Genomic DNA, 23546 nt, shown 5'->3' on the forward strand with positions numbered 1-23546 from the left:
CACAATTGCAGCGCTTGACGACGGTTTTTCAAGCGCACGCGTTTAGGTGGGCAGACGTCGGCCGTTTCAAAGGCCTGTGCCGGTCGTTAACGGACAATCAGCGGAAAGAGCTTTCATTCGATGTTCGTAGGGCTCTTCCGTATAAGCCGTCGAAATTGGAAATTTTGCCGTTGTTCATACAGCCTTTGAGGCCTGTTCCCAGCAATCAACGGCTGCATGAAGTGTTGGCAAGTGTCCGCTTCTTATTTCAAGGTGTAAGAAACACCCACGTAAGCGGCCAGCCCCTCGCCTGGCGTCGAGCGCGCCATGTCGTTGCCGCGGTCATCGAAGCCAGGTGTCACGGTGGCGGCGTAGCGCTGTCCGGTGAGGTTGCGCAGGTCGAGCCAGGTCTGCCAATCGCGTTTGGGTGAGTCCCACCCCAGCCGCGCGCCGAGCAGCGCGTAGGCATCGGCGTGGTAGCTGTTGGCATAGTCCACCTGTGTTTTGGAGGCGATCTGCGTATTGACGCCGACATTGAAGCCGTTCGGCCAGTCGTAGCGCAGTTCGGCCTGGTAGGCGTGCATGGGGATCCCGGGCAGGCGGTTGTCGCCGAAGCGGTCGTCGTCGCGGTAGTGGAAATCGCTGAAGGTGTAGGCCTGACGCAGCGACAACTGACCGGCCCCAGGCCGCTGCCAGAGCAGGCTGTCCAGCCCGGCCTCGATCCCCTGATGCACTGTGGCGCTGGCGTTGAACTCTTTGAACGGCTGACCTGGGACGATTTCCACCGCCAGCAGTTCATGGCGGACCTGCGAGTAGTACCAGGCCAGCTCCCAGTGCCCCAGCGCCGCATCGCCGCGCGCGCCGAGTTCGAGGGTGGTGGCGGTCTGGTTCTGCAGCGTGATTGGCTGAGTCGGTACCGTCGAACTCCAGATCAGCGACCAGGGGTGCGGTGGCTCTACCGAGCGGCTGAGGTTGCCGTAGACCTGGGTCTGTGGATCGATGTCGTAGCGCAGGCCCACGCGTGGCGCGTAGTCCCAGTCGTGTTGGCTGACCTTGCCGCCATTGGCCGGGTAGCTGACCGCGCTCTCCCGGCGGGTGTAGATCATCGCCAGACCGGTGGTCAGCCACAGGTCGGGCAGCAGTTCCAGGTCGTTGCCTGCATGCAGGACGGTATCCGAGCCTTGGTAGCTGAAATCGCGACTGCGTGGGCCGAAGACATCGCCGTTACGCACGAACTGCGACGCGCCGCTGTTGGGCAGATGCTTGGTGGTGCGCCAACCGACGGTGGTTTTGCTGTCGAGGCCGAACAGTGTGTCGCGGCGCATGTAGTTGAGCGTACCGCTGACGTCGGTGTAGGCCACCTTCAGGCGCATCGGGCCTTCGCGCAGGTCCATGGGATAGTCGTGGTAGACCAGCCCCGCTTCCAGGCGTGAGTCGTCGTCGAGGAAGAAGGTGGTTTTATTGCCGACCCAGGTGCTACCCGGCTGAGGTCGACTATCGTCGCGTGCCAGATAGCCCGGATTGGCGGCGCGCGGGTCGTGCTTGATCTGCGCCTTGGTCAGGCGTCCGGCCAGCTGGTTTTCGGTCTCCCGGTAGCGCAGGTAGAAGCGGGTCTGCAGGTTCGGGTTGAAGCGGTAGCCGATATTGGCGGCGATGCCTTTGGCGCTGCCGCTGCTGTGGCGTTGATAGCCATCGTAGTCGGCGTCAGTCAGGGCTACGTAGTAGTCCAGATCGCCCAGCACCTGTCCGGAACTGATGTGCCGGCGCTGATAGCCCCGGCTGCCGGCCTCGTAGCGGACCTGCAGAGGCGCGGCATCCTGCCCGGTGTGGGTGACGTAATCGATCGCTCCGCCCAAGGCCAGGGCGCCTCGATCAAAACCGTTGGCCCCGCGCAGGACTTCGGCACGGCTGAGCCACAGCGGCTCGAACAGCTCATAGGGCGTACCGCCTGGCCCTGTGAGCGGCAAGCCGTCGAACATCGTGTAGACCCCAGAGCCGTGGGCGCCCGGTGCGCGATTGATGCCGGAGCCGCGAATCGACAGCTTGATGCCATCGTTGCCGGCCGACTGGGCGAACACGCCCGGTTGATAGGCCAGCACATCCTGGTTGCTGGCCACGCGCCCCTGGTCGACCCTGTCCATGTCCACCAGGTTGCTGGCACCGGGGATCTCGTGCAGGCGTGCGGCGGCATCCTGCAGCTCGGCGTGCTCCTGGTCCTGGATCAGCACCTGGCCCAGCTCGATGGGCTCCGCGGCCTGGGCGGTGGCGCTGACCCACAGGGCCAGCAGGGAAAGGGGAAGAGTCTGACGCATGGGCAAGGGGATTCCAGAACGAAGGCGGGGTTGTGACGCTGCAACTGGAGGACGAAGCACAGTCGGCGATCTGCAGGGCGCGCCACATGAACCTGCGTGGTAGCCTTGGCCGGTTAAAGCCGTTTCGGACGCCCCATGGCCAACCACAAGATCGAGATCCGCCGTCGCAACATCGAGAAGATTCTCCAGGCCGCCGAGCAGGTATTCGCCGAGCAAGGCTACGGCGTCACGTCCATGGCCGATATTGCCGAGCGTGCGCAGTTGCCGCGCTCGAATCTGCACTACTACTTCAATACCAAGGACGAGCTGTACCGCGCGGTGCTGCAGGACTTGCTGGAGGTGTGGAAGCAGGATGCGTTGTGCTTCGAGCGTTTCGACGACCCGCGCGTGGTGCTGACCAGCTACATCCGCGCCAAGATGGGCCACTCGCGTTCGCGTCCGCTGGGTTCGAAAGTCTGGGCCGAGGAAATCCTGCATGGGGCGCCGCTGCTAGGTGACAGCCTGGGCGAGTCGCTGGTGCCGTGGGCACAGCTCAAGCAAGCCAAGATTCGCCGATGGGTGGAGCAGGGGCTCATTCTGCCGGTGGAGCCGTCGGCGTTGCTCTACATGATCTGGGCCTCGACTCAGCATTACGCCGACTTCGGCTATCAGGTGGCGTTGCTCAACGACGGCGAGCCGCTCTCGGACATGGCCTTCGAGCGGTCCGTGCAAACGGTGACTGGCGTGATTCTGCGAGGGATCGGCCTGGAGCCCTAGCGGTGAAGGTCACTGAAGTCGCACCTGCACTGGGCGGCCCGCCCCTGTAACTCGACGGAGCGGGCTCATTTGCAGGGTGAGCGATGTCAGCTCGCTTCACGGTAGGGGTTGCGTGGATCCTGGGTCCAGTTCAAGTACGGTTTGCCGGTGTCCTGGGCGACCATCTCGATGCAGTCCTGCACCGGGCAAGTGATCTGGCACAGGTTGCAGCCGACGCATTCTTCCTCGATCACGCTGTAGGTGTGAGTACCGTCAGCCTGCAGGGTACTGGCGATGGCTTGGTGCGAAGTGTCTTCGCAGGCTATATGACAGCGTCCGCAGCCGATGCAGGCCGACTGATCGATGTGCGCCACCGACTTGTAGTTGATGTCCAGGAACTTCCAGTCGGTGGTGTGGGCCACCGCCTGACCCCGGAAGGCCTCCAAATTGCGGTGTCCCTGCTGGTCCATCCAGCGCGCCAGACCGTCCTGCAGGTCTTCGACGATACGAAAGCCATGCAGCATCGCGGCCGTGCACACCTGCACCGCGCCGCTGCCCAGGGCGATGAACTCGGCGGCGTCTCGCCAAGTGCCGATGCCACCGATACCACAGATGGGCAGGCCACGGGTTTCGGGGTCGCGGGCGATTTCGGCGACCATGTTCAGCGCGATCGGCTTGACCGCCGAACCACAGTAGCCGCCGTGAGTGCTCTGATCGCCGACGATGGGGTGAGCGACCATGCGTTCCAGGTCAACGCTGGTGATCGAATTGATGGTGTTGATCAGCGACACCGCATCCGCGCCCCCGCGATGGGCCGCCCGCGCCGACTGACGAATGTCGGTGATGTTGGGGGTGAGCTTGACGATCACCGGCAGTGAGCAATAGGTCTTGCACCAGCGTGTGACCATTTCCACATACTCCGGCACCTGGCCGACCGCCGCGCCCATGCCGCGCTCGGGCATGCCATGGGGGCAGCCGAAATTCAGCTCGATGCCGTCGGCGCCGGTCGCTTCCACCAGCGGCAGGATGAACTTCCAGCGCTCTTCCTCGCACGGCACCATCAGCGAGACGACCAGCGCACGGTCCGGCCAGTCCTTCTTCACCTGGGTGATCTCACGCAGGTTGACCTCCAGCGAACGGTCGGTGATCAGCTCGATGTTGTTGATGCCCTGCACCAGACGGTTGGCGCCGAAGTGCGCGGAGTAGCGCGACGACACGTTGACTGCAGCGGGGTCTTCGCCCAGGGTCTTCCACACTACGCCGCCCCAACCGGCCTCGAAGGCGCGGATCACGTTGTAGGCTTTGTCGGTGGGCGGCGCGGAGGCCAGCCAGAACGGGTTGGGTGCCTTGATGCCGGCGAATTCGATGGACAAGTCGGCCATTTACGCAGCCTCCACGTTGAGCATGAGTTGGGCATGGATGGCTTCGGCGGCCAGCTTGCCATGTTGCACCGCCTGGACGGTGAGGTCCTGGCCCAGCGCGGTGCAGTCGCCGCCGGCATAGACGCCAGGCAGGCTGGTGCACATCTGCGCGTCGACGCGAATGCGCTCGCCGTCGCGTGCCAGTTGCGCGGCAGTCGGGTCGGCCAGGCCGGCGTGGTCGAATCCTTGGCCGATGGCTTTGAAGATCGCATCTGCGGCCAACTCGAAGGTCTCGTCGGTGTCGGTCAGACGGCCTTCGACCACCGCGGTGCGAACGAAACACATGCCCCGGACCCGGCCCTGTTCGTCGAGCAGCACGGCCTCGGGACGCGCCCAGGTGTGCAGTCGTACTTGATCGGCCTTGGCAATGGCCTGTTCGTGGTCGGTGGCCCCCATGTCGGCGACGCCGCGGCGGTATACCAGGTTGACGTCGCGCGCGCCCAGCCGGCTCATCTGTACGGCCATGTCGATGGCGGTGTTACCGGCGCCGATCACCAGACAGCGCTCGGCCAGAGGCAGTTGGCTGAGATCGTCGGTCTGACGCAGTTCACGAATGTAGTCGGTGGCGGCGAGCATGCCCGGCGCATCTTCATCGGCCAGGCCAAGTTCGCGCACGGCGTTCAGGCCGAGGCCGAGGAATACCGCGTCGTATTGCTCGCGTAATTCGCCCAGGTTCAGGTTGTCCCCGAGACGCTGCCCGTGGCGGATTTCTATACCGCCTACGCCAAGCAGGAACTGCACTTCGCGCTGGGCGTAGTCATCGACCAGCTTGTAGCGGGCGATGCCGTACTCATTCAGCCCACCGGCTTTTTCGCGGGCCTCGAACACCACGACCTCATGCCCGTGCAGCGCCAGACGATGCGCGCAGGACAGTCCTGCAGGACCGGCGCCGACCACGGCGATGCGTTTGCCGGTGGCCGGCGAGCGCTGGAACGGGTGGGCGGCGAAGTGGGCGTTGTCCAGTGCATAGCGTTGCAACTGGCCGATCAACACGGGGGCGCACTCCTGGGCGTTGTTGCGCACGCAAGCCTGCTGACACAGGATTTCCGTAGGGCAAACCCGCGCGCAACTGCCGCCGAGAATGTTGGCCGAGAGAATTCGCTCGGCGGCGCCCTGGAGGTTGTCGTCGCTGATACGGTGGATGAACGACGGAATGTCGATCTCGCTCGGGCAAGCGTTGACGCACGGTGCGTCGTAGCAGTACAGGCAGCGCGCGCTTTCCACGGCGGCCTGGCGCGCAGTCAGGGGCGGGGCGAGGTCGCTGAAGGCGGTGTCGAGCTGGTCGGCGCCGGCTCTGGGACGTGGTAGGTGGTTCAGGGTGTCGATCACGGTTGTAGCCTCTCTCTTTTTTTATGGGTACAGGCGGCGGTTACTCGCCCGTCCGTTCAGGGGATGGCAGTCAACAGGTGTTTCTGAGTCGTTATTGTCGGACGCTGCAGGTCAGCCCTGCGGCTTCAGCGCTGAACCGGCGTCGGCCGCCGTTGTTCGGCTCGCCGACCCAGTACCTCGTACACCGAGGGGTAGGCCGGTCGTTCCACGTAGCGGCCCGCACCTGGTTCGGCGCGCAGATCGCCGTCGGCCCAGAGCACCCGGCCCTGGCTGATGGTGTGGCTGGGGATGCCGCGCACGGTGCGGCCTTCGAAGATGTTGAGGTCGACCTTCTGGTGGTGGGTAGTGGCCGAAATGGTACGGGTGCCCTCAGGATCCCACAGCACCAGATCGGCGTCGGCGCCAACGCGGATCGCGCCTTTGCGCGGGAACAGGTTGAAGATCTTCGCCGTATTGGTGGAGGTGAGGGCGACGAACTCGTGCATCGACAGACGACCGCTGTTGACCCCGGCATCCCACAACACCGCCATGCGGTCCTCGATACCCGCGGTACCGTTGGGGATGCGACTGAAGTCGTCGCGGCCCATGGCTTTCTGCTCGGCACAGAAGCAGCAGTGGTCGGTGGCGGTGGTATGCAGGTTGCCCGACTGCAAGCCGCGCCACAGTGCTTCCTGATGTTCGCGGGGGCGGAAGGGTGGGCTCATCACATAGCCGGCGGCTGTGTGCCAATCAGGGTCACGGTAGACGCTGTCGTCGATCAGCAAGTGGCCCGGCAGCACTTCGCCGTACACCGGCTGACCCTTGGCGCGGGCATAGGCGATTTCGTCCAGCGCCTCCTGGCTGGAGATGTGCACCAGGTACAGCGGCGTGCCCAAGGTCTCGGCGATGCGGATCGCGCGGCTGGCCGCTTCGCCCTCCACCTGCGCCGGACGTGACAGCGGGTGCGCCTCGGGGCCGGTGATGCCTTGGGCCAGCAGCTTGTTCTGCAGATGGAACACCAATTCGCCGTTCTCTGCATGCACAGTCGGCACGGCGCCCAGTTGCAGACAGCGCTCGAAGCTGGCCACCAGGGTGTCGTCGGCGGCCATGATGGCGTTCTTGTAGGCCATGAAGTGCTTGAAGCTGTTCACGCCATGCCGAGCGACCAGTTCACCCATTTCTTCGGCGACCTGCTCGCTCCACCAAGTGATCGCGACGTGGAAACCGTAGTCGCTGGCCGACTTTTGCGCCCAGCCGCGCCACGTGTGGAAGGCCTCGAGCAGCGATTGCTGTGGGTTGGGGATGACGAAGTCGATGATCGAGGTGGTGCCGCCAGCCAAGCCTGCGGCGGTGCCGCTGAAGAAATCTTCACTGGCCACGGTGCCCATGAACGGCAATTGCATGTGGGTGTGGGGGTCGATGCCGCCGGGCATCAGGTACTGGCCGCTGCCGTCGAGAATCTGGCAACCGCCGGGGGCTTCGAGGTCTTGGCCGACGGCGCGGATCAGACCATCTGCACACAGGACATCAGCGCGAAAGCTTTCTTCGTGGGTGACCACGGTGGCGCCACGGATCAACAGGGACATGCCGTCTTCCTCGCAGGCTGACCGGTCGTTTTGCCGGTTCTTGAAATTGTGAGTGCCAGCGTTTCGAGGGTGCAGGGCAATCCTGTCACGCATGACAAGATTGGAATCTAGATGCTGATCGTCGTTTGATCAAGAAAATAATTCATAAGTTTATTCGGTTTATAACTTATTGAAAAACAACAATAAAAAGCATAAATCCCCAATCTGGGGCACGTTCTCACCATTTTGACGCACTTGACAAGATCGAAATCTGGTCAAGATTTTCCATGCGAAATCAGCCGTTTGAAACCTGGCGAGTCGGTGCGAACCACACCGAAAAAAACCAGGCTGCACCAGGGTGATACGGGTGCAGGGGCCAGGGCCGGCCCGAGACGAGCGTATCGACAGAACCCGGTAACCCCGGTGTCGTCGAGCGTTGTCGATCAATGCCTTGCAGATCAGTGAATTACCTCCAGTTGGCAGTGGCCGAGCGTGGTGCCCCCGCCTGTCGGCACGCATCTTGACTGCGGCCCCACCGCCAGGCCGGACCGGAGGTGCAGTACTGGTGATGTGTTTACTCCGGCCATCGAATCAGCCGATGAGCAAATAACTAGAACAATTCTGGAGAAGGCCCCATGCAACAGAGCAGATCGCAGGTGATCGAACATCACGGGCTGTACGAACTGGCAGCCGGTAGCGATGTACTCGACAGCCCCCGTTATAACCACGACATCGCACCGACCCAGGTGCACCAGCGCACCTGGAACAAATGGCACATCACCGCCCTGTGGGTCGGCATGTCCATCTGCGTCCCGACCTACACCCTGGGTGGGGTGCTGACGGCCTATTTCGGTCTGAGCGTTGGCGAGGCGTTGCTGGCAATCCTGCTGGCCAACCTCATCGTGCTGATTCCGCTGACGCTCAATGCGTTTCCCGGAACCAAGTACGGCATTCCGTTTCCGGTGCTGTTACGTTCTTCGTTCGGCATCCTCGGCTCCAACGTGCCGTGCCTGATTCGGGCGGTGGTGGCCTGCGGCTGGTTCGGCATCCAGACCTTGTTCGGTGGCCTGGCCATCCACCTGCTGCTTGGCTCGCTGTTCGAGGGCTGGAAGAGCCTGGGCGGCACGGGTGAGGTGATCGGGTTCATGCTGTTCTGGTCGCTGAACCTGTGGGTGGTGCTGCGCGGTGCCGAGTCGATCAAGCTGCTCGAAACCCTGGCGGCACCGCTGTTGGTTGCCGTAGGGGTGGGGCTGCTGGTGTGGGCCTTGCCGCACATGTCCATGAGCGAACTGCTGGCCCAGCCGCCGAAGCGTCCGGAGGGCGCCAGCGTGGTGGGATACTTCTGCGCCGGACTCACCGCCATGGTCGGCTTCTGGGCCACCTTGTCACTGAACATCCCCGACTTCAGCCGCTACGCCCGCAGCCAGAAAGACCAAGTGCTGGGGCAGATCTTCGGCCTGCCGCTGACGATGTTCCTGTTCGCCTCGCTGGGGGTGATCATGACCGCCGCCTCCGCTTCCTTGGTGGGGGAGACGGTGTCCGACCCGGTGACCCTGATCGGTAAGATCCAAAGCCCTGGTTGGGTGGCGGTGGCCATGACCCTGATCGTGCTGGCGACCCTGGCCACCAACACCGCTGCCAACGTGGTGTCGCCCACCAACGACTTTCAGAACATTGCTCCGCGCCTGATCGGTCGTAGCCGCGCGGTCTGGCTCACCGGGTTGATCGGCCTGGCGCTGATGGCCCACGAACTGTTCAAGAAGCTGGGCTGGATCGTCTCCGATATCAGCTTGGAGACGGTCTATTCCAACTGGCTGCTGGGTTATTCGAGCCTGCTCGGGCCTATCGCCGGCATCATGGTGGTGGACTACTTCCTGGTGCGTCGGCAACGCCTGGACCTGGCTGGACTGTACCGCGATGACGTGTACCCCGCATGGAACCGTGCCGGCTTCCTGGCCTTCGCGGTGCCTGTGGCGCTGACCCTGATGTCGATCGGCAACAGCCGCTTCAGTTGGTTCTACGACTACGGCTGGTTCACCGGATCGCTGCTCGGTGCCGGCCTGTACTACGCCCTGGGCCGAGTCGCGGTGCGCGGGCCGGCGCCGCTGGTCAAGCCACTGCCTTGAACCCTGAGAACAAGAAAACGCCTGAGGAGACTTGCGATGAAACCGATCGAGCATGTGCTGAATTCCACCGACCGCCATGTCGACAGCGCCCGTTTGTGGCAGTCGCTGATGGACCTTGCACGCCTGGGCGCAACGCCCAAGGGCGGGGTCTGTCGGCTGGCGCTGACCGACCTCGACCGCCAGGCCCGTGACCTGTTCGTGCAGTGGTGCGAAGCCGCCGGCTGCAGCGTCAGCGTCGATGCGGTGGGCAACGTATTCGCCCGGCGTCCCGGGCGTAACCCCGACCTGCCGCCGGTGATGACCGGCAGTCACATCGATACCCAACCCACCGGCGGCAAGTTCGATGGCTGCTTCGGTGTGATGGCCGGCCTGGAGGTCATCCGTACCTTGAACGACTTGGGCGTGGAAACCGAGGCGCCTCTGGAGGTGGTGGTCTGGACCAACGAAGAGGGCTCGCGCTTCGCGCCCTGCATGATGGGTTCGGGGGTCTTCGCCGGCAAGTTCACCCTGCAGGAAACGCTGGCCAAACGCGATGTCGAGGGTGTCAGCGTCGGCGAGGCGTTGCAGGCGATCGGCTACGCCGGATCGCGTGCGGTGCTGGGGCATCCGGTGGGCGCCTACTTCGAGGCGCATATCGAGCAGGGCCCGATTCTGGAAGACGAGCACAAGACCCTCGGTGTGGTGCTCGGCGCCCTGGGGCAGAAGTGGTTCGACCTGAGCCTGCGCGGCGTCGAGGCGCATGCCGGGCCGACGCCGATGCACCTGCGCAAGGATGCATTGGTGGGGGCGGCGGCAGTGGTCGAGGCCGTCAACCGCGCCGCCCTGGGTCACCAGCCGCATGCCTGTGGCACGGTCGGCTGTCTGCAAGCCTACCCAGGCTCGCGCAACGTGATTCCGGGTGAAGTGCGCATGACCTTGGACTTCCGTCATCTGCAGGGCGAGCGGCTGGACGCGATGATCGTTGAGGTGCGCGAAGTCATCGAGCGCACGTGCGAGAAACACGGGCTGAGCTTCGAGCTGACGCCGACCGCCGACTTCCCGGCGCTGTATTTCGACAAGGGCTGTGTCGATGCGGTGCGTGAGTCGGCGAAAAGCCTGGGCCTGTCGCACATGGATATCGTCAGCGGGGCAGGGCACGACGCGATCTTCCTGGCCGAAGTCGGCCCGGCGGGGATGATCTTCGTGCCGTGCGAGAACGGCATCAGCCACAACGAGATCGAGAACGCTGCGCCCGAAGATCTGGCAGCCGGTTGCGCCGTGCTGCTGCGGGCGATGCTGGCAGCGTCGCAGGCGATCGCCCAGGGGCGCAAGGCAGCCTGAGGCCTCCCGGAGGATGGGGTCGCCCAGCGGCCCCAGAATGACGGTGTGGGCGGCTGGATGAAGATCAGTACATGGTCACAAGATCGTCATATTGGCTTACCTATGATCGCGCCATCCTCCACCGCGCCAGGGCCTCACCTTGCCCACACATCATTCATCCTCATCCGACAAAACTCGCCCATTGGCAGGCGCCGCACACGGTGCCCAGGAAACCGAGCTGCATGGCCTGCTTTGCGGTTTCGTGTTCCGTCCCGGCGAGCCAGGACGCGAGATCGACGCCAATCAGGCCGTGCATCTGATGCAGGAGGACGACGACTCCGAGCATTTTCTCTGGCTGCACCTGAATCTTGCCCACGCCTCGTGCGAACGCTGGATGCGCAGCAATCTCATGTTGCCGGAAACCTTCTTCGAGACTTTGCGCGAGGGCTCTCGCTCCACGCGCATCGAGCATACCGATGCGGCCTTGCTAGCCGTGGTCAACGACGTGGTATTCAGCTTCGGGCGGGTGTCCTCGGAGGTGTCGACATTGTGGGCCTGCGCGCGTCGCCGTCTGTTGGTCAGTGCGCGCCTGCATCCGCTGCAGTCGGTGGATACCTTGCGCTCGTCGGTCAAGCGCGGCGAGCGTTTCGACTCGACCGTCGAGTTGCTGATTCACTTGTTGGGCGATCAGGGCGACCTGCTCACCCAGGTGGTGCGTGAAACCACCTTGCATGTGGACCGTATCGAGGATCAGTTGCTGTCCCAGCGCCTGGGTGTCAACCGCGCCGAGCTCAGTACCCTGCGTCGGGCGCTGGTGCGGTTGCAGCGGCTGCTGGCGCTCGAACCCGGCTCATTGCTGCGGCTGCTCAACCGGCCGCCGGAGTGGTTGCGCGAGCAGGACATGCGGCAGTTGCGTGCGGCCACCGAGGAGTTTGCGGTGATCATCAACGACCTCACCGCGCTGGTGGAGCGCATCAAGCTGTTGCAGGAAGAAATCGCCGCCAAGCTGACCGAGGACAACAACCGCACGCTGTTCACCTTGACGGTGGTAACCGTGCTGGCGCTGCCGATCAACATCATCGCCGGCTTCTTCGGTATGAACGTCGGCGGCATTCCGCTGGCCGACGATCCCAATGGATTCTGGGTGCTGGTGGCGCTGGTGTTCACTTTCACGGTGCTGGCCGGGCGCTGGGCATTTCGCAAGCGTGGCGATTACTGACGCCCGGCCACACGGGTTCAGATCACGCCGCAGGCCATGCGGTCGCCGCCACCGCCCAAGGGCATGGGCATGTCGGCATGGTTGTCGCCGCCAGCATGGACCATCAGGGCCTTGCCTTTGATCTCGGAAATTTTCTTGATGCGCGGGGCCAACACCGGATAGGTGGCGTTGCCATCGGTGGTCACGTACAGCGCCGGCAGATCGCCGAGGTGGCCGTCGCCGTAGGGGCCCAGGTGCTTGCCGGTCTTGGCCGGATCGAAGTGCCCGCCAGCGGCCAGTGCGGCGACCTTCTTGCCATCCTTGACCCCAGCATCGCAACTGCCGTTCTCGTGCACGTGGAAGCCGTGGATGCCAGCGGGCAGCTTGCTCAGTTGAGGCGTGAAAATCAGGCCGTAGGCCGATTCGCTGATGGTCACCTGGCCGATCGGCTGGGGCGCACCGTCAGCGCTCACCAGGTTGATCGGCACCTCCACGGAGGCGGCATGGGCGCCAAGGGAGAGGCTGGCGAGTAGACCGAGGAGCAGCGTGCGTTTCATGGCGTTTCTCTCTTGTGGCTCGTTTAAAAGAAGGCGACTGCAAGCTAAGACCGCCGTAACAGCCTAGTCGTTTCCGCGACTCTATTGGGTAGGACGAAGCCAACGTCGTTCGAACGAGAGAAAATCTGAGGAAGTGGGCTGACAGGCCCGGGACGGGCGGGCCTGTCAGCAAGTGTTTCAAAGCATGTCGCTCAACGGCGGCTCGGCGTATCGAAGCGTCGCCTTATCGGCTGCTGCTTGCCACACGGGTATGACGCAAGGTTGGCAACAGAAACGCAATGGCCAGGATGCATGCCCCGATCAGCAGCACGAAGCCACCGTCCCAACCGAAGTGATCGACGGTGTAGCCCATCGCTGCGCTGGCGGCGACCGAGCCGCCCAGATAGCCGAACAGGCCGGTGAAGCCGGCGGCGGTGCCGGCGGCTTTCTTCGGCGCCAGTTCCAGCGCTTGCAGGCCGATGAGCATGACCGGGCCGTAGATCAGGAAACCGATGGATACCAGCGCGATCATGTCGACGGTGGGATTGCCCGGTGGATTGAGCCAGTACACCAGGGTGGCCACGGTCACCAGCGCCATGAACACGATACCGGTCAGGCCACGGTTGCCCCGGAAGATCTTGTCCGACATCCAGCCGCACAGGAGGGTGCCCGGAATGCCTGCCCATTCGTAGAAGAAGTAGGCCCAGGAGGTCTTGTCGACGGTGAAGTGCTTGGCTTCCTTGAGGTAGGTCGGCGCCCAGTCGAGCACGCCGTAGCGCAGCAGGTAGACGAACACGTTGGCCAGGGCGATGTACCAGAGCATCTTGTTGCGCAGCACGTACTTGACGAAGATCTGCTTGGCGCTGAATTCCTGCTCGTGGCTGGCATCGTAGCCTTCGGGGTAATCGTTCTTGTATTCCTCGATCGGCGGCAGGCCCACCGACTGCGGCGTGTCGCGCATGGTGGCAAAGGCGAACACGGCCACCAGCACGGCGACGGCCGCGGGTACGTAGAAGGCCGCATGCCAGTCGTTGGTCCAGCCCAGGCCCAGGATGAACAGTGGACCGATCAGGCCGCCGCCGACGTTGTGCGCCACGTTCCACACCGACACCACACCGCCACGCTCCTTTTGCGACCACCAGTGAACCATGGTGCGGCCACTGGGCGGCCAACCCATGCCTTGGGCCCAGCCGTTGATGAACAGCAGCACGAACATGATGGTCACGCTGGAGGTGGCCCAGTGTGCGAAACCGAACACGAACATCACCGCGGCCGACACCAGCAGGCCGAAGGGCAGGAAATAGCGTGGGTTGGAGCGGTCGGACACCAGCCCCATGAGGAATTTGGAAAGGCCATAGGCGATGGCGATGGCGGAGATCGCCACACCCAATTGACCACGGGTATAGCCCTGCTCTTCGATCAGGTAGGGCATGGCCAGGGAGAAGTTCTTGCGCAGCAGGTAGTAACCGGCGTAACCGATGAAGATACCGGCGAAGATCTGCCAGCGCAGGCGGCGGTAAGTACTGTCGACTTGATCGGCGGGCAGTGGTGCCCGGTGTGCAGCAGGGCGGAAGAAGGCAAGCATGGGAAGCTCCAGCGTTGTTGTTTTATCTGCGAAAACGAATATTACATTTTCGTTACAGAAAACAGTACTGCGGCGCTGGCATAACCTGTGGGGCAGGGAGATTTCCTACTGAAGAAGCAGGAGCGGCATGCCGCCGCCCCCGCTGAGGCTCACGGGTTACGGCTGACTCGCCATACGGTGTTGGCCAGATCGTCGGCGATGATCAACGCACCTTTCGGATCGACGGTCACCCCGACTGGGCGTCCTCGGGTCTTGCCGTCTTCGCCACGAAAGCCGGTGGCGAAGTCGATCGGCTCGCCCGCCGGCTTGCCATCGCTGAACGGCACGAAGATCACCTTGTAGCCCACCGGGTTGGGCCGGTTCCAACTGCCGTGTTCGCCGACGAAAACGCCATTGGCGAACTGCTCGCCCATGGCCGCCACCGAGAAGTCGACGCCCAGTGCCGCCACATGCGAGCCAAGGCTGTAGTCCGGTTTGATCGCGGCGGCGACTTTCGCTGGGTTCTGCGGCTGAGCGCGGGTGTCCACGTTCTGCCCCCAGTAGCTCCAGGGCCAGCCGTAGAAGGCGCCTTCACGGACCGAGGTGAGGTAGTCCGGCACCAGGTCCGGCCCCAGTTCGTCGCGCTCGTTGACCACTGCCCAGAGTTGACCGGAGTCGGGCTGGATGGTCAGCGCGGTCGGGTTGCGCAGGCCGGTGGCATAGGGCTTGTGCGCGCCGGTCTGGGCGTCGATCTGCCAGACCATCGCCCGATCGACCTCGACCTCCATGCCACGCTCGGTGATGTTGCTGTTCGAGCCAATGCCCACGTAAAGGTAGCGGCCGTCGGGGCTGATGGTGAGCGCCTTGGTCCAGTGGTGGTTGATCGCCGAGGGCAGTTCGGTGACCGTGGTGGGTGTGCCAGAGGCCTGGGTTTGGCCGTCCTGATAATCGAAACGCACCAGCGCATCCTGATTGGCCACATACAGCTTGCCGTCGGCATAGGCCAGGCCATAGGGCGCGTTGAGGTTCTCGGCGAACACCGTCTGCACTTCGTAGCGGCCGTCACCGTCGGCGTCGCGCAGCAGCGTGAGGCGATTACCGCCCTTGACCTGGGTGTTGCCCTTGGCCTTGATCTGGCTGGCGATCACGTCCTTGGGCTTGAGCTTGGCCGCATTGCCGCCGCGACCCTCGGCAACCAGGATGTCACCGTTGGGCAGCACCAGTGTCTGGCGCGGAATCTTCAGGTCACTGGCGATGGCGGTGATGCTGAAGCCCTGGGGTACGGTGGGCTTCTGCTCGCCCCACTGAGTGGGCTCGGCGATCTTCATGCTGGGCAGCAAGCCACGTTCCGGGGCAGGCAGCTTCGGATCGGGACCGCGTGCCTGGGTGGCATCGCCGTCGCCGCCACAGGCGGTCAGCAGCAGGCTCATGCTCAGAACGGACAACGTCAGTGGCGTTTTCATGCAGCACCTCCGGAACGCAGGTTGGTCAGGCCGACCCAAGTCGCGATGCACGCCAGCACGCTGACGATCACCGACAGCACCAACCCCGAAGGCATCATCGCCCAGGCGTCCTTGGCGTGTTCGAAGGCGTTGATCAGCCCCAGTACCCAGGTCACCAGCAACAGCAACACGTAGAGCACCGGCCGTCCGGCCTTGCGCTCGGCGCGCACCAGGTTGGCCAGCGCGAACAGGAACGCCAAACCGCAGAACAGCAGGCCGCCGGCGATCAGCCAGGCGGCGAAGTTGCTCCATTGAATCTGCATGCTCTGGTAGTAGGCGATGTCGCTGATCAATGCCCCCAGGAACAACGGCACGGTGCCGGCCAGCAGTGTCGCGTGCAGCGGCCCGGGTCGGCAGCGGTAGGGGTCATGGACGGTCGTGGTCATGGCGGCTCCTTGTCGTTCGGCGGTACTGGCCAGCGCGTTTTGCGCTGGCTGCGCCTAGTCAAGGATCGTCGGGTAAAGGCGTTAGTTCAGCGTAATTTCGCGCTCAAACATTCGCCTCGGGCACCAGGCGCGCGCTGCGGTCGAGGTGATAACGGTGCAGATCCTGCGCCAGAATCAGGTGACCGTCATAGTGAGCGCGGGCTTCATTGCGGATGTCATCGATGTTCGGGCTGCGCCGTGGATCGCCCTGATAGCGTGCGCTGAAGTGAGTCAAGACCAGGTTGCGCACGCCTGCGTCCTGGGCGAATTGCGCAATCGCGGCGGCGCTGCTGTGGCCGAAGCTGGCGCCGGTGCGCTCGATCAGCGCTTGGGTGAAGGTCGCCTCGTGCACCAGCACGTCCGCGTCCTTGGCCACTTCGGCGAGCAACTCGGGGCGGTCGTTGTCGCCGCAGACGATGATCTTGCGCGGGGCGCGGGAGGCACGCAGATAGTCTTGAGGGTCGAGGGTACGGCCTTGGTGCGCTACGGCGATGCCCTGCGCCAGTTGCCCCCACAGCGGGCCGCGCGGGATGTGCTCGGTCTCCAATCGTGCCGTATCCAGGCGCGGTTCCGGGTTGACCTCGGTGAACACATAGCCCCGACTGGGCACCCGGTGCGACAGTTGCACTGCGCTGACCTGCACGCTGGCCGAGCGCCAACCGACGAAATCTTCCACCGCGAGTAGACGCAGCTCGAAGGGCAGGTAGGTGTCGCTCGCTGCCAATCCCAGACGCACCCAATCGTGCAACGCGGTCGGCAGGATCACATCGAGCGGTTCGCGGCGCCCGGACATCCCCGCGCTGGCCAGCAGGCCGGGCAGGCCGAAGCAGTGATCGCCATGCACATGGGTGATGAAGATCGCGCGCAGGTCGCGTACCGATAGCGGGGTGTGCAGCAGTTGGTGCTGAGTGGCTTCGCCGCAGTCGACCAGGTACCAGCCGCTGCCGGTCGCCTCGATGACAGCTGTGGCACTGACGTTGCGCGCCTTGGTGGGAATGCCGGCGCTGGTGCCGAGGAACAACAGGTCCATGCTGGATCCTTCCTTGAAGTGTGGGGCTATTCTAGGGGGCGATGGCAGATGTGCACAGGCGGGCGGGAGTCCGGCTTTTGGCACACGTCCCCCGGGGCGCTGCGCTATAGTCCGGCGCACCATCCTCACCTTCACAGGAGTGCTGTCCGTGACCGAGTACACCGCCTTCAAGGTCGAACTGACCGACCACATCGCCCATGTGCAGATCAACCGCCCGGACAAGGTCAACGCGATGAACGCGGCGTTCTGGGACGAGCTGGTGAGGATCTTCCAGTGGATCGACGACACCGAATCGGTACGGGCAGTGGTCATCAGCGGGGCGGGCAAGCATTTCTCCTCGGGTATCGACTTGATGATGCTGGCCTCGTTGGCCGGCGAGATGGGCCCGGATGTGGGCCGCAATGCGCGCCTGCTGCGTCGCACCATCTTGCGTCTGCAAGCCTCGTTCAATGCCGTCGACCGCTGCCGCAAGCCGGTACTGGCGGCGATCCAGGGGTATTGCATCGGCGGCGCCATCGATCTGGTGTCGGCTTGCGACATGCGCTATTGCAGCGCCGATGCGCAGTTCTCGATCAAGGAAGTGGACATGGGCATGGCGGCCGATGTCGGCACTCTGCAACGTTTGCCGCGTATCATCGGTGACGGCATGATGCGCGAGCTGGCCTACACCGGCCGCATGATCGATGCCCAGGAGGCACTGCGCATCGGCCTGGTGAATCGGGTGCACGAAGAGGCCTCGGCCCTGCTTGAAGCGGTATTCGACATTGCCCGGGACATAGCCGGAAAGTCGCCGCTGGCAGTGGCAGGCACCAAGGAGATGATCAGCTACATGCGTCACCACAGCATCGACGATGGCCTGCAGTACATCGCCACCTGGAATGCTGCCATGCTGCAATCGCAGGACTTGCGGGTCGCGGTGGCGGCCCACATGAACAAACAGAAACCGACGTTCGCCGACTGAGCCGTTCGACGTACGTGCCTGAAGGACCATGATCATGTCAGCACGCTGGACTACCGCAGTACTCGACCCGCAGATCGCCGGTGGCTGGGCCGTCGCCCGCAGCCCGGCGGGGTTCCTGGTGGATGACAACGGTGCCTTGTTTCCACGCGACTGGCTCAAGCGCCAAGGGCTGGACGTGCTCTGCGAGCACGGCATCGGCCATTTCGACGGCGAGCCAGTCTTCCTCCTCGAACTGCGCAGCGCCACCGACGTGCCTGGCATGACCTGGCGCGGCCTGCGTCCATTCATGCTCGAAGGCGACTTCGAGACCTACAAGCTGCTTGGCTATGCCGCGCAGATCGGCACCTGGGCCCGCGAGCACCGCTTCTGTGGCAGCTGCGGCCAGCCGATGACGCAGATCCGCTGGGAACGGGCGATGCACTGCCTGGCCTGCGACCTGCGCAGTTATCCGCGCATCTCGCCGAGCATGATCGTGTTGGTGACACGAGGCGACGAGGTGCTGTTGGCGCGCTCGCCGCGTTTCGTCAGCGGGGTATACAGCACCTTGGCCGGATTTGCCGAGCCGGGCGAGTCGGCGGAAGATTGTCTGGTGCGCGAGGTCCGCGAGGAGGTCGCGGTGGAGGTCGGTAACATTCACTATGTGGGCAGCCAGTGCTGGCCGTTCCCGCATTCGATGATGCTGGGGTTCCACGCCGAGTATGCCGGCGGCGAGATCGTCATGCAGCCGGACGAAATCGAAGATGCGCGCTGGTTCAACGTGCATGACCTGCCGCCGCTGCCGGCCAATCGTTCCATCGCGCGCTACTTGATCGACCTGTATGTCGCGCGGCGTTTGGGCTTGCCCGAGCCGACGCTGCCCAACTGAGGCCGCGGCGGCTGTTGCCGTCGCCTTTGAGTCAGGCCTGGCCGAACCAGTGCTGCCAGGCCAGGCGCACGGTCAACGCCAGTACCACGGCGATGAAGACCGGACGGATGAACTTGCTGCCGCCGCTGATCGCAGTTCGAGCGCCGAAGAACGCGCCGACCATCACCGCCAGGCCCATGGCCAGGCCGACGATGTAATCCACCTGCCCGGAAACCATGAACACCGTCAGCGCTGCAATGTTGCTGACGAAGTTCATGCTGCGCGCCACACCGCTGGCGCGGACCAGGTCGATGGGGTAGAGCAGTAGCGTGCTCACGGTCCAGAACGCGCCGGTACCAGGACCGGCGACACCGTCGTAGAACCCCAGGCCGAAGCCTTGTGGGAACTGCCAGGTCCGCTTGATCGGGGCTTCAGCGTCCAGGGGGGCCTTGGGCGTGCCGCCGAACAGCAAGTACAGGCCACAGGCGAAAACGATCACCGGCAGCATCTTGTTCAGCCACTCGGCAGGCATGTAGTGGGCAACCACCGCGCCGATCAAGGCACCGACCAGTGTGCCGAGAATTGCCCGACGCCATTGGGCGGGATGGAACAGCTTACGGCGGTAGTAGGTGAAGCTTGCAGTGGCCGAGCCGAAAGTCGAGCTCAGCTTATTGGTACCCAGCACCAGATGTGGCGGCATGCCGGCGGTGAGTAGGGCGGGCGTGGTGAGCAGCCCGCCGCCGCCGGCGATGGCATCGATGAAACCGGCGACGAAGGCGACTGCAGTGAGGATCAGCAGGGTGAGCGGTTCTACGGTGAGTTCGAAGGGCATGGGACGGCTTTCAGGCAGCGGGCAAGAGCGCGACAAAACGTCGCGCGCGAGCGGCCATGGTACTGGCCGAGACGCGCGGTTGCCAGTCAAGGGCGGCGATATCAGGGCTGGCCATTGCGGCCGAACAGTCGGTAGCCTTCCCGTTCACCCAAACGTGCCGCGTAATCCGCCACGGCCGGCAGCGCAGGATGCTCCAAAGGCGTTTCCAACCATCGGTTGACCGACAGGCCAATAGGAATGTCCGCCAGTGAGAAGGTCTGCCCGGCGACGTAGGCACCGGTGGCTGTCAGTTGCCGTTCAAGTATCTGCATGTAGCGCGACCACTCGCCGATACTGGCTGCCAGCGCTTGGGAGTTCTGATGCGCTGGGGATTGCCTGACCAGCGCCATGAACGCATAGCTCCAGGCGCGATTGAGGTCGCTCGCTTGCCAGTCGATCCACTGATCCACCCGCGCCCGCTCAATCGCGGTGTCGGGATAGAGCGTGGAGTGACCGTAGCGGTTGGCCAGGTAGCGAATGATGGTATTCGACTCCCACAGGGTCACGTCGCCGTCTTGAATGACGGGCACCATGGCATTGGGATTCAAAGCGAGGAATTCGGCTGTAGCAGTCGGCTGAAAGCCTGAGCCCCAGTCTTCGCGCTCGAAGGGCAGGCCTATCTCGGCGCAGGTCCACAGTACCTTGCGTACGTTGATCGAGCTTGCCCTGCCCAGTATTCGCAGCATGTGATCGTCCTTGTTCGAGTTGGCGTGTGGCACAGGTAGCGCTGAGCTTACCCGATAACCGGTTACTCGAAGCAAGAGCACAGCCTCAGCGCGCCAGCTCCTGCGCCACGGCGGAAAACACCGAGCCGGTCATTCGCTCGCTGAGCAGTTCCAGCACGCGCATGCCGGCCAGTGAGTTGCCCGAGGCGTTGAGCGCAGGTGACCACACGCAGATGCTGTAGCGCCCTGGCACCACGGCGACGATACCGCCGCCTACGCCGCTCTTGCCTGGCAGGCCAACCCGGTAGGCGAAGTTGCCAGCCTCGTCGTACAAACCACTGGTGGCCATGATCGCGTTGACCTGCTGTGCCTGACGCGGGCTCAGTATCTGCTCGCCACTGTGTGGGCAGTAGCCGCTGTTGGCCAGGAAGGCGAAGCCTCGGGCCACGTCTACGCAGCTCATCGACAGCGCGCAATGGTGGAAGTAACTGCGCAGCACGGCATCGACATCGTTGTGGAAATTACCGAACGCCTGCATCAGGTAGGCCATGGCAGCGTTGCGGGCGCGGTGTTGATACTCGGATTCGGCGACCACTGCGTCGCTGACGATACGCGGATTGGCCGCCAGGCGCCGGACGAAGTCACGCATCGACAGCGTCGGTGTGGCATAACGCGATTGATTGATATCGCAGATCACCAGCGCTCCAGCGTTGATGAACGGATTACGCGGGCGGCCTTTCTCCACCTCCAACTGGACCAGCGAGTTGAACGCCTGCCCGGAGGGCTCGTAGCCCAGTCGCGACCAGATGGCCTCGCCGCTGTGGTTGATCGCCTGTACCAGGCTGAACACCTTGGAGATGCTCTGGATCGAGAAGGGCGTTCGCGCATCGCCTGCGCAGTGCAACTGGCCGTCCAGGCTCTGCACGGCGATGCCCAGTTGGTTGGGGTCGACCTGAGCGAGGGCGGGGATGTATTGGGCGACCTGGCCCTGGCTGAGCAGTGGGCGGACTTGATCGAGGATCTCTTGCAGTAGTGCTTGCATGGGGGCCTGCGAAAGCGATTGGAAAGGAGCTGGGGAACTGGTCTACAAGACGCGCCGCGGCTTGCCGACGACACACCCGTGACTGGCGATTGTCGGCACGTGCCAGTGGCTCAGCGCGGCTTGAGGGTACGGCGTCCGGTGCTCTTGCTCTTGCCAGTATCGGCGGTGCCTGTCGTGGTCTTGCGTTTGCCTGAGCTGCGGCGTTTCTTCTTCCATGGCGCGCCCTTGCCGGCGGCGGGCGCGGGTGGCCCGTTTATGGTCAAGCGCATGCCCGCGTAGCGTTGCACCAACTTGCCCATCCAGGCCGACTGGCGCGTGACGAATTCGTCCAGGCTCATTTCACCGTTCTGCACCATGTCCAGCGCTTGCTCCCAGATGGCCGTCGTGCCAGGGTCGGCAATCGCCTTGGGCACCGCGTCGATCAGGCTGAACGCGGCGGGAGTGGCCGACAGGGCCTTGCCGTGCTTGATCAGGTAGCCACGATCAAGCAGGCCTTGAATGATACTGGCGCGGGTGGCTTCGGTACCGATACCGGTGGTTTCCTTGAGCTTTTGCTTGAGCTTGGGGTCGTCCACCAGCTTGGCGACGTTTTTCATCGCCTTGATCAGGTCGCCTTCGGTGAAGGGCTTGGGCGGCTGGGTCCACAGGTCCTTGAGTTGCAGCGCCTGAAGTGGGCAGTCGTCACCTTGTTTCAGTGAGGGCAGCACCTGAACTGGCGGGGCTTCGCGACCCTTGGTGGCGGTGGCCGAGGAGGACTTGGTCGTCGAGCTCAGGGCCTCGGGCAAGGCGCGGCGCCATCCGGGTTCGACGATGTGCTTGCCGATTGCGCGCAACGCATGGCCAGCGCACTCGAGCTCGGCTTGAGTACGGTCGTACTCGTGGTGGGGCAGGAACTGCGCCAGGTAGCGTGCACGGATGAGCGTGTAGACCGACTTGTGCTTGGGCGGCAGGCGCGCCGGATCGCTGACTGCGACGGTCGGGATGATGCCGTGGTGGGCGCTGACCTTGGCGTCGTTCCAGGCGCGCGAGCGCCGCTCTGACTGCAGGTACGGCTGCAGGGGGGCCAGGCTTGAGTCGGCACGTTGCAGCGCCGCGAGAATGGCGGGCGCCTCCGCGTGCTGGCTGACAGGCAGGTAGCCGCAGTCGCTGCGCGGGTAGGTGATCAGCTTGTGGGTTTCATACAGCGCCTGGGCAATATCCAGGGTTTCCTGTGCACCCAGGCCGAACTTCTTCGAGCACAGCTCCTGCAGCGTGCCGAGGTCGAAGGGCAGCGGCGCCGCCTCGCGTACGCGCTCGGTCTGCACCTTGAGTACCCGGGCGCTGCCAGCGGCCTGCATCTGGCTCGCCGCGAGCTGGGCCAGCGCCTGGTTCAGGCAGCGGCCCTGGTCGTCGCAAGCCTCTTGCGGCGCGCGCCAGTGCGCGCTGAACAGACTGTCGGCATGGGAAAGCTGCGCTTCGATGGCCCAATAGGCCACGGGTACGAAGTCGGCGATGCTGCGATCACGGTCCACGACCAAGCGCAGCGTCGGGGTCTGTACCCTGCCCACTGGCAGCACGCCTTGATAGCCCGACTGACGCCCGAGCAGCGTGAACAAGCGGCTCATGTTCATGCCGATCAGCCAGTCCGCCCGGGAGCGGCCCAACGCGCAATGGTAGAGGCTGAACGTGTCGCTGCCTGGGCGTAACTGGCCCAGGGCCTTGCGGATCGAGGCGTCGTCCAGTGCCGACAGCCAGAGGCGCTGGACCGGGCCGCGATAACGACAGTGCTCGACCAATTCACGGGCGATCATTTCCCCTTCACGGTCGGCGTCGGTGGCGATCACCAACTCGCGGGCTTCGCCCAGCAAGCGCTTGACCGCCTTGAACTGGCTGGCGGTCTTGGGCTTGACCAGCATCTTCCAGCGTTCGGGGATGATCGGCAGGTCGTCCAGCGTCCAGCGTTTATAGCGGGCGTCGTAGCTGTCTGGCGGTGCGGTTTCCAGCAGGTGGCCGATGCACCAGGTCACGCACACATCGGTGCCCTGCCAGCAACCGTCGGCCTTGCGGTTGGCGCCCAGTACCTTGGCGATATCCTTGGCTTGGGAAGGCTTTTCACAGAGAAAAAGACGCATGGCGGTGAACGCTTGATCAGAAACGATGGACGCTAGGATGGGCAAGCCAACG

At 63.9% G+C, this 23546-nt stretch carries 19 protein-coding genes; 6 read left to right on the forward strand and 13 right to left on the reverse strand.

Annotation, left to right across the window (positions count from 1 at the left end; genetic code table 11):
• Positions 1-242: 242 nt before the first annotated feature.
• Positions 243-2291, reverse strand: a complete 2049-nt coding sequence (locus Q6A47_RS10365) for a TonB-dependent receptor family protein (RefSeq protein WP_304484261.1) — start codon at positions 2289-2291, stop codon at positions 243-245.
• Positions 2292-2426: 135 nt separating this feature from the next.
• On the opposite strand from Q6A47_RS10365, the gene Q6A47_RS10370 reads away from it, so the two are divergent.
• The gene (locus tag Q6A47_RS10370; protein ID WP_039576826.1) at positions 2427-3047 is read left to right on the forward strand and encodes a TetR/AcrR family transcriptional regulator; all 621 of its coding nucleotides are present in this window, start codon (positions 2427-2429) and stop codon (positions 3045-3047) included.
• 86 nt (positions 3048-3133) lie between these two features.
• Here the strand turns inward: Q6A47_RS10370 and preA are convergent, their stop codons facing one another.
• The 3 genes from preA to hydA all read right to left on the reverse strand — a co-directional run bounded on the left by preA (position 3134) and on the right by hydA (position 7341).
• The gene (gene preA, locus Q6A47_RS10375; protein ID WP_304484262.1) at positions 3134-4408 is read right to left on the reverse strand and encodes an NAD-dependent dihydropyrimidine dehydrogenase subunit PreA; all 1275 of its coding nucleotides are present in this window, start codon (positions 4406-4408) and stop codon (positions 3134-3136) included.
• A complete protein-coding gene (locus Q6A47_RS10380; RefSeq protein ID WP_304484263.1) occupies positions 4409-5776 on the reverse strand; it encodes an NAD(P)-dependent oxidoreductase in 1368 nt (455 codons plus the stop codon). It lies immediately after the preceding gene.
• Positions 5777-5901: 125 nt separating this feature from the next.
• Positions 5902-7341, reverse strand: coding sequence for a dihydropyrimidinase (gene hydA / locus Q6A47_RS10385; RefSeq protein WP_304484264.1), 1440 nt, complete (start codon positions 7339-7341; stop codon positions 5902-5904).
• A 614-nt stretch (positions 7342-7955) separates the two neighbouring features.
• Between hydA and Q6A47_RS10390 the strand changes: the two genes are divergently transcribed.
• The 3 genes from Q6A47_RS10390 (at position 7956) to Q6A47_RS10400 (ending at position 11964) form a co-directional block, all read left to right on the forward strand.
• Positions 7956-9446 (forward strand): NCS1 family nucleobase:cation symporter-1, encoded by a 1491-nt coding sequence (locus Q6A47_RS10390; protein WP_039576836.1) that lies wholly within the window; start codon positions 7956-7958, stop codon positions 9444-9446.
• Between the two features lie 36 nt (positions 9447-9482).
• Positions 9483-10766 (forward strand): Zn-dependent hydrolase, encoded by a 1284-nt coding sequence (locus tag Q6A47_RS10395; RefSeq protein WP_304484265.1) that lies wholly within the window; start codon positions 9483-9485, stop codon positions 10764-10766.
• 181 nt (positions 10767-10947) lie between these two features.
• Positions 10948-11964 carry a transporter gene (locus Q6A47_RS10400; RefSeq protein WP_304484266.1) on the forward strand — a complete coding sequence of 339 codons (1017 nt, stop codon included), beginning with the start codon at positions 10948-10950 and terminating at the stop codon, positions 11962-11964.
• Positions 11965-11981: 17 nt separating this feature from the next.
• Here the strand turns inward: Q6A47_RS10400 and sodC are convergent, their stop codons facing one another.
• From sodC to Q6A47_RS10425, 5 genes are all read right to left on the reverse strand, one after another.
• Entirely contained in the window at positions 11982-12500 is a 519-nt protein-coding gene (gene sodC / locus Q6A47_RS10405) for a superoxide dismutase family protein (protein WP_039576844.1), read from the reverse strand.
• A 223-nt stretch (positions 12501-12723) separates the two neighbouring features.
• A complete protein-coding gene (glpT, locus tag Q6A47_RS10410; protein WP_037027734.1) occupies positions 12724-14064 on the reverse strand; it encodes a glycerol-3-phosphate transporter in 1341 nt (446 codons plus the stop codon).
• 149 nt (positions 14065-14213) lie between these two features.
• Positions 14214-15506, reverse strand: a complete 1293-nt coding sequence (locus Q6A47_RS10415; RefSeq protein WP_304484267.1) for a PQQ-dependent sugar dehydrogenase — start codon at positions 15504-15506, stop codon at positions 14214-14216.
• Positions 15503-15931, reverse strand: a complete 429-nt coding sequence (locus tag Q6A47_RS10420) for a DUF2231 domain-containing protein (protein WP_304484268.1) — start codon at positions 15929-15931, stop codon at positions 15503-15505. The genes Q6A47_RS10415 and Q6A47_RS10420 overlap by 4 nt, the downstream gene beginning before the upstream one ends.
• 103 nt (positions 15932-16034) lie before the next feature.
• Positions 16035-17000: a ribonuclease Z gene (locus Q6A47_RS10425; RefSeq protein ID WP_304484269.1), complete on the reverse strand. Its 966-nt coding sequence runs from the start codon at positions 16998-17000 to the stop codon at positions 16035-16037.
• A gap of 148 nt (positions 17001-17148) precedes the next feature.
• On the opposite strand from Q6A47_RS10425, the gene Q6A47_RS10430 reads away from it, so the two are divergent.
• Both Q6A47_RS10430 and nudC read left to right on the forward strand, forming a co-directional pair.
• On the forward strand, positions 17149-17961 hold the full coding sequence (locus Q6A47_RS10430) for a crotonase/enoyl-CoA hydratase family protein (RefSeq protein ID WP_304484270.1): 813 nt from the start codon (positions 17149-17151) through the stop codon (positions 17959-17961).
• A gap of 34 nt (positions 17962-17995) precedes the next feature.
• Positions 17996-18826: an NAD(+) diphosphatase gene (gene nudC / locus Q6A47_RS10435; protein ID WP_295487764.1), complete on the forward strand. Its 831-nt coding sequence runs from the start codon at positions 17996-17998 to the stop codon at positions 18824-18826.
• Positions 18827-18857: 31 nt separating this feature from the next.
• On the opposite strand, the gene Q6A47_RS10440 is transcribed toward nudC, so the two are convergent.
• The 4 genes from Q6A47_RS10440 to Q6A47_RS10455 form a co-directional block, all read right to left on the reverse strand.
• Positions 18858-19637, reverse strand: coding sequence for a TSUP family transporter (locus Q6A47_RS10440; RefSeq protein ID WP_039576859.1), 780 nt, complete (start codon positions 19635-19637; stop codon positions 18858-18860).
• A 101-nt stretch (positions 19638-19738) separates the two neighbouring features.
• The gene (locus tag Q6A47_RS10445; protein WP_304484271.1) at positions 19739-20362 is read right to left on the reverse strand and encodes a glutathione S-transferase family protein; all 624 of its coding nucleotides are present in this window, start codon (positions 20360-20362) and stop codon (positions 19739-19741) included.
• Positions 20363-20447: 85 nt separating this feature from the next.
• Positions 20448-21383: a glutaminase B gene (glsB, locus tag Q6A47_RS10450; RefSeq protein WP_304484272.1), complete on the reverse strand. Its 936-nt coding sequence runs from the start codon at positions 21381-21383 to the stop codon at positions 20448-20450.
• 110 nt (positions 21384-21493) lie between these two features.
• Positions 21494-23494, reverse strand: a complete 2001-nt coding sequence (locus tag Q6A47_RS10455; protein WP_304484273.1) for a DNA topoisomerase III — start codon at positions 23492-23494, stop codon at positions 21494-21496.
• Positions 23495-23546: the final 52 nt, after the last annotated feature.

The organism is Pseudomonas boreofloridensis (assembly GCF_030580795.1).
Classification (GTDB): Bacteria; Pseudomonadota; Gammaproteobacteria; order Pseudomonadales; family Pseudomonadaceae; genus Aquipseudomonas; species Aquipseudomonas boreofloridensis.

Bases quoted from the DNA above. Each gene is read 5' to 3' on its own strand.
- Q6A47_RS10365 (WP_304484261.1), bottom strand. From the start codon at position 2,291: ATGCGTCAGACTCTTCCCCTTTCCCTGCTGGCCCTGTGGGTCAGCGCC.
- Q6A47_RS10370 (WP_039576826.1), top strand. From the start codon at position 2,427: ATGGCCAACCACAAGATCGAGATCCGCCGTCGCAACATCGAGAAGATT.
- preA (WP_304484262.1), bottom strand. From the start codon at position 4,408: ATGGCCGACTTGTCCATCGAATTCGCCGGCATCAAGGCACCCAACCCG.
- hydA (WP_304484264.1), bottom strand. From the start codon at position 7,341: ATGTCCCTGTTGATCCGTGGCGCCACCGTGGTCACCCACGAAGAAAGC.
- Q6A47_RS10390 (WP_039576836.1), top strand. From the start codon at position 7,956: ATGCAACAGAGCAGATCGCAGGTGATCGAACATCACGGGCTGTACGAA.
- Q6A47_RS10395 (WP_304484265.1), top strand. From the start codon at position 9,483: ATGAAACCGATCGAGCATGTGCTGAATTCCACCGACCGCCATGTCGAC.
- sodC (WP_039576844.1), bottom strand. From the start codon at position 12,500: ATGAAACGCACGCTGCTCCTCGGTCTACTCGCCAGCCTCTCCCTTGGC.
- glpT (WP_037027734.1), bottom strand. From the start codon at position 14,064: ATGCTTGCCTTCTTCCGCCCTGCTGCACACCGGGCACCACTGCCCGCC.
- Q6A47_RS10415 (WP_304484267.1), bottom strand. From the start codon at position 15,506: ATGAAAACGCCACTGACGTTGTCCGTTCTGAGCATGAGCCTGCTGCTG.
- Q6A47_RS10420 (WP_304484268.1), bottom strand. From the start codon at position 15,931: ATGACCACGACCGTCCATGACCCCTACCGCTGCCGACCCGGGCCGCTG.
- Q6A47_RS10425 (WP_304484269.1), bottom strand. From the start codon at position 17,000: ATGGACCTGTTGTTCCTCGGCACCAGCGCCGGCATTCCCACCAAGGCG.
- nudC (WP_295487764.1), top strand. From the start codon at position 17,996: ATGTCAGCACGCTGGACTACCGCAGTACTCGACCCGCAGATCGCCGGT.
- Q6A47_RS10440 (WP_039576859.1), bottom strand. From the start codon at position 19,637: ATGCCCTTCGAACTCACCGTAGAACCGCTCACCCTGCTGATCCTCACT.
- Q6A47_RS10445 (WP_304484271.1), bottom strand. From the start codon at position 20,362: ATGCTGCGAATACTGGGCAGGGCAAGCTCGATCAACGTACGCAAGGTA.
- glsB (WP_304484272.1), bottom strand. From the start codon at position 21,383: ATGCAAGCACTACTGCAAGAGATCCTCGATCAAGTCCGCCCACTGCTC.
- Q6A47_RS10455 (WP_304484273.1), bottom strand. From the start codon at position 23,494: ATGCGTCTTTTTCTCTGTGAAAAGCCTTCCCAAGCCAAGGATATCGCC.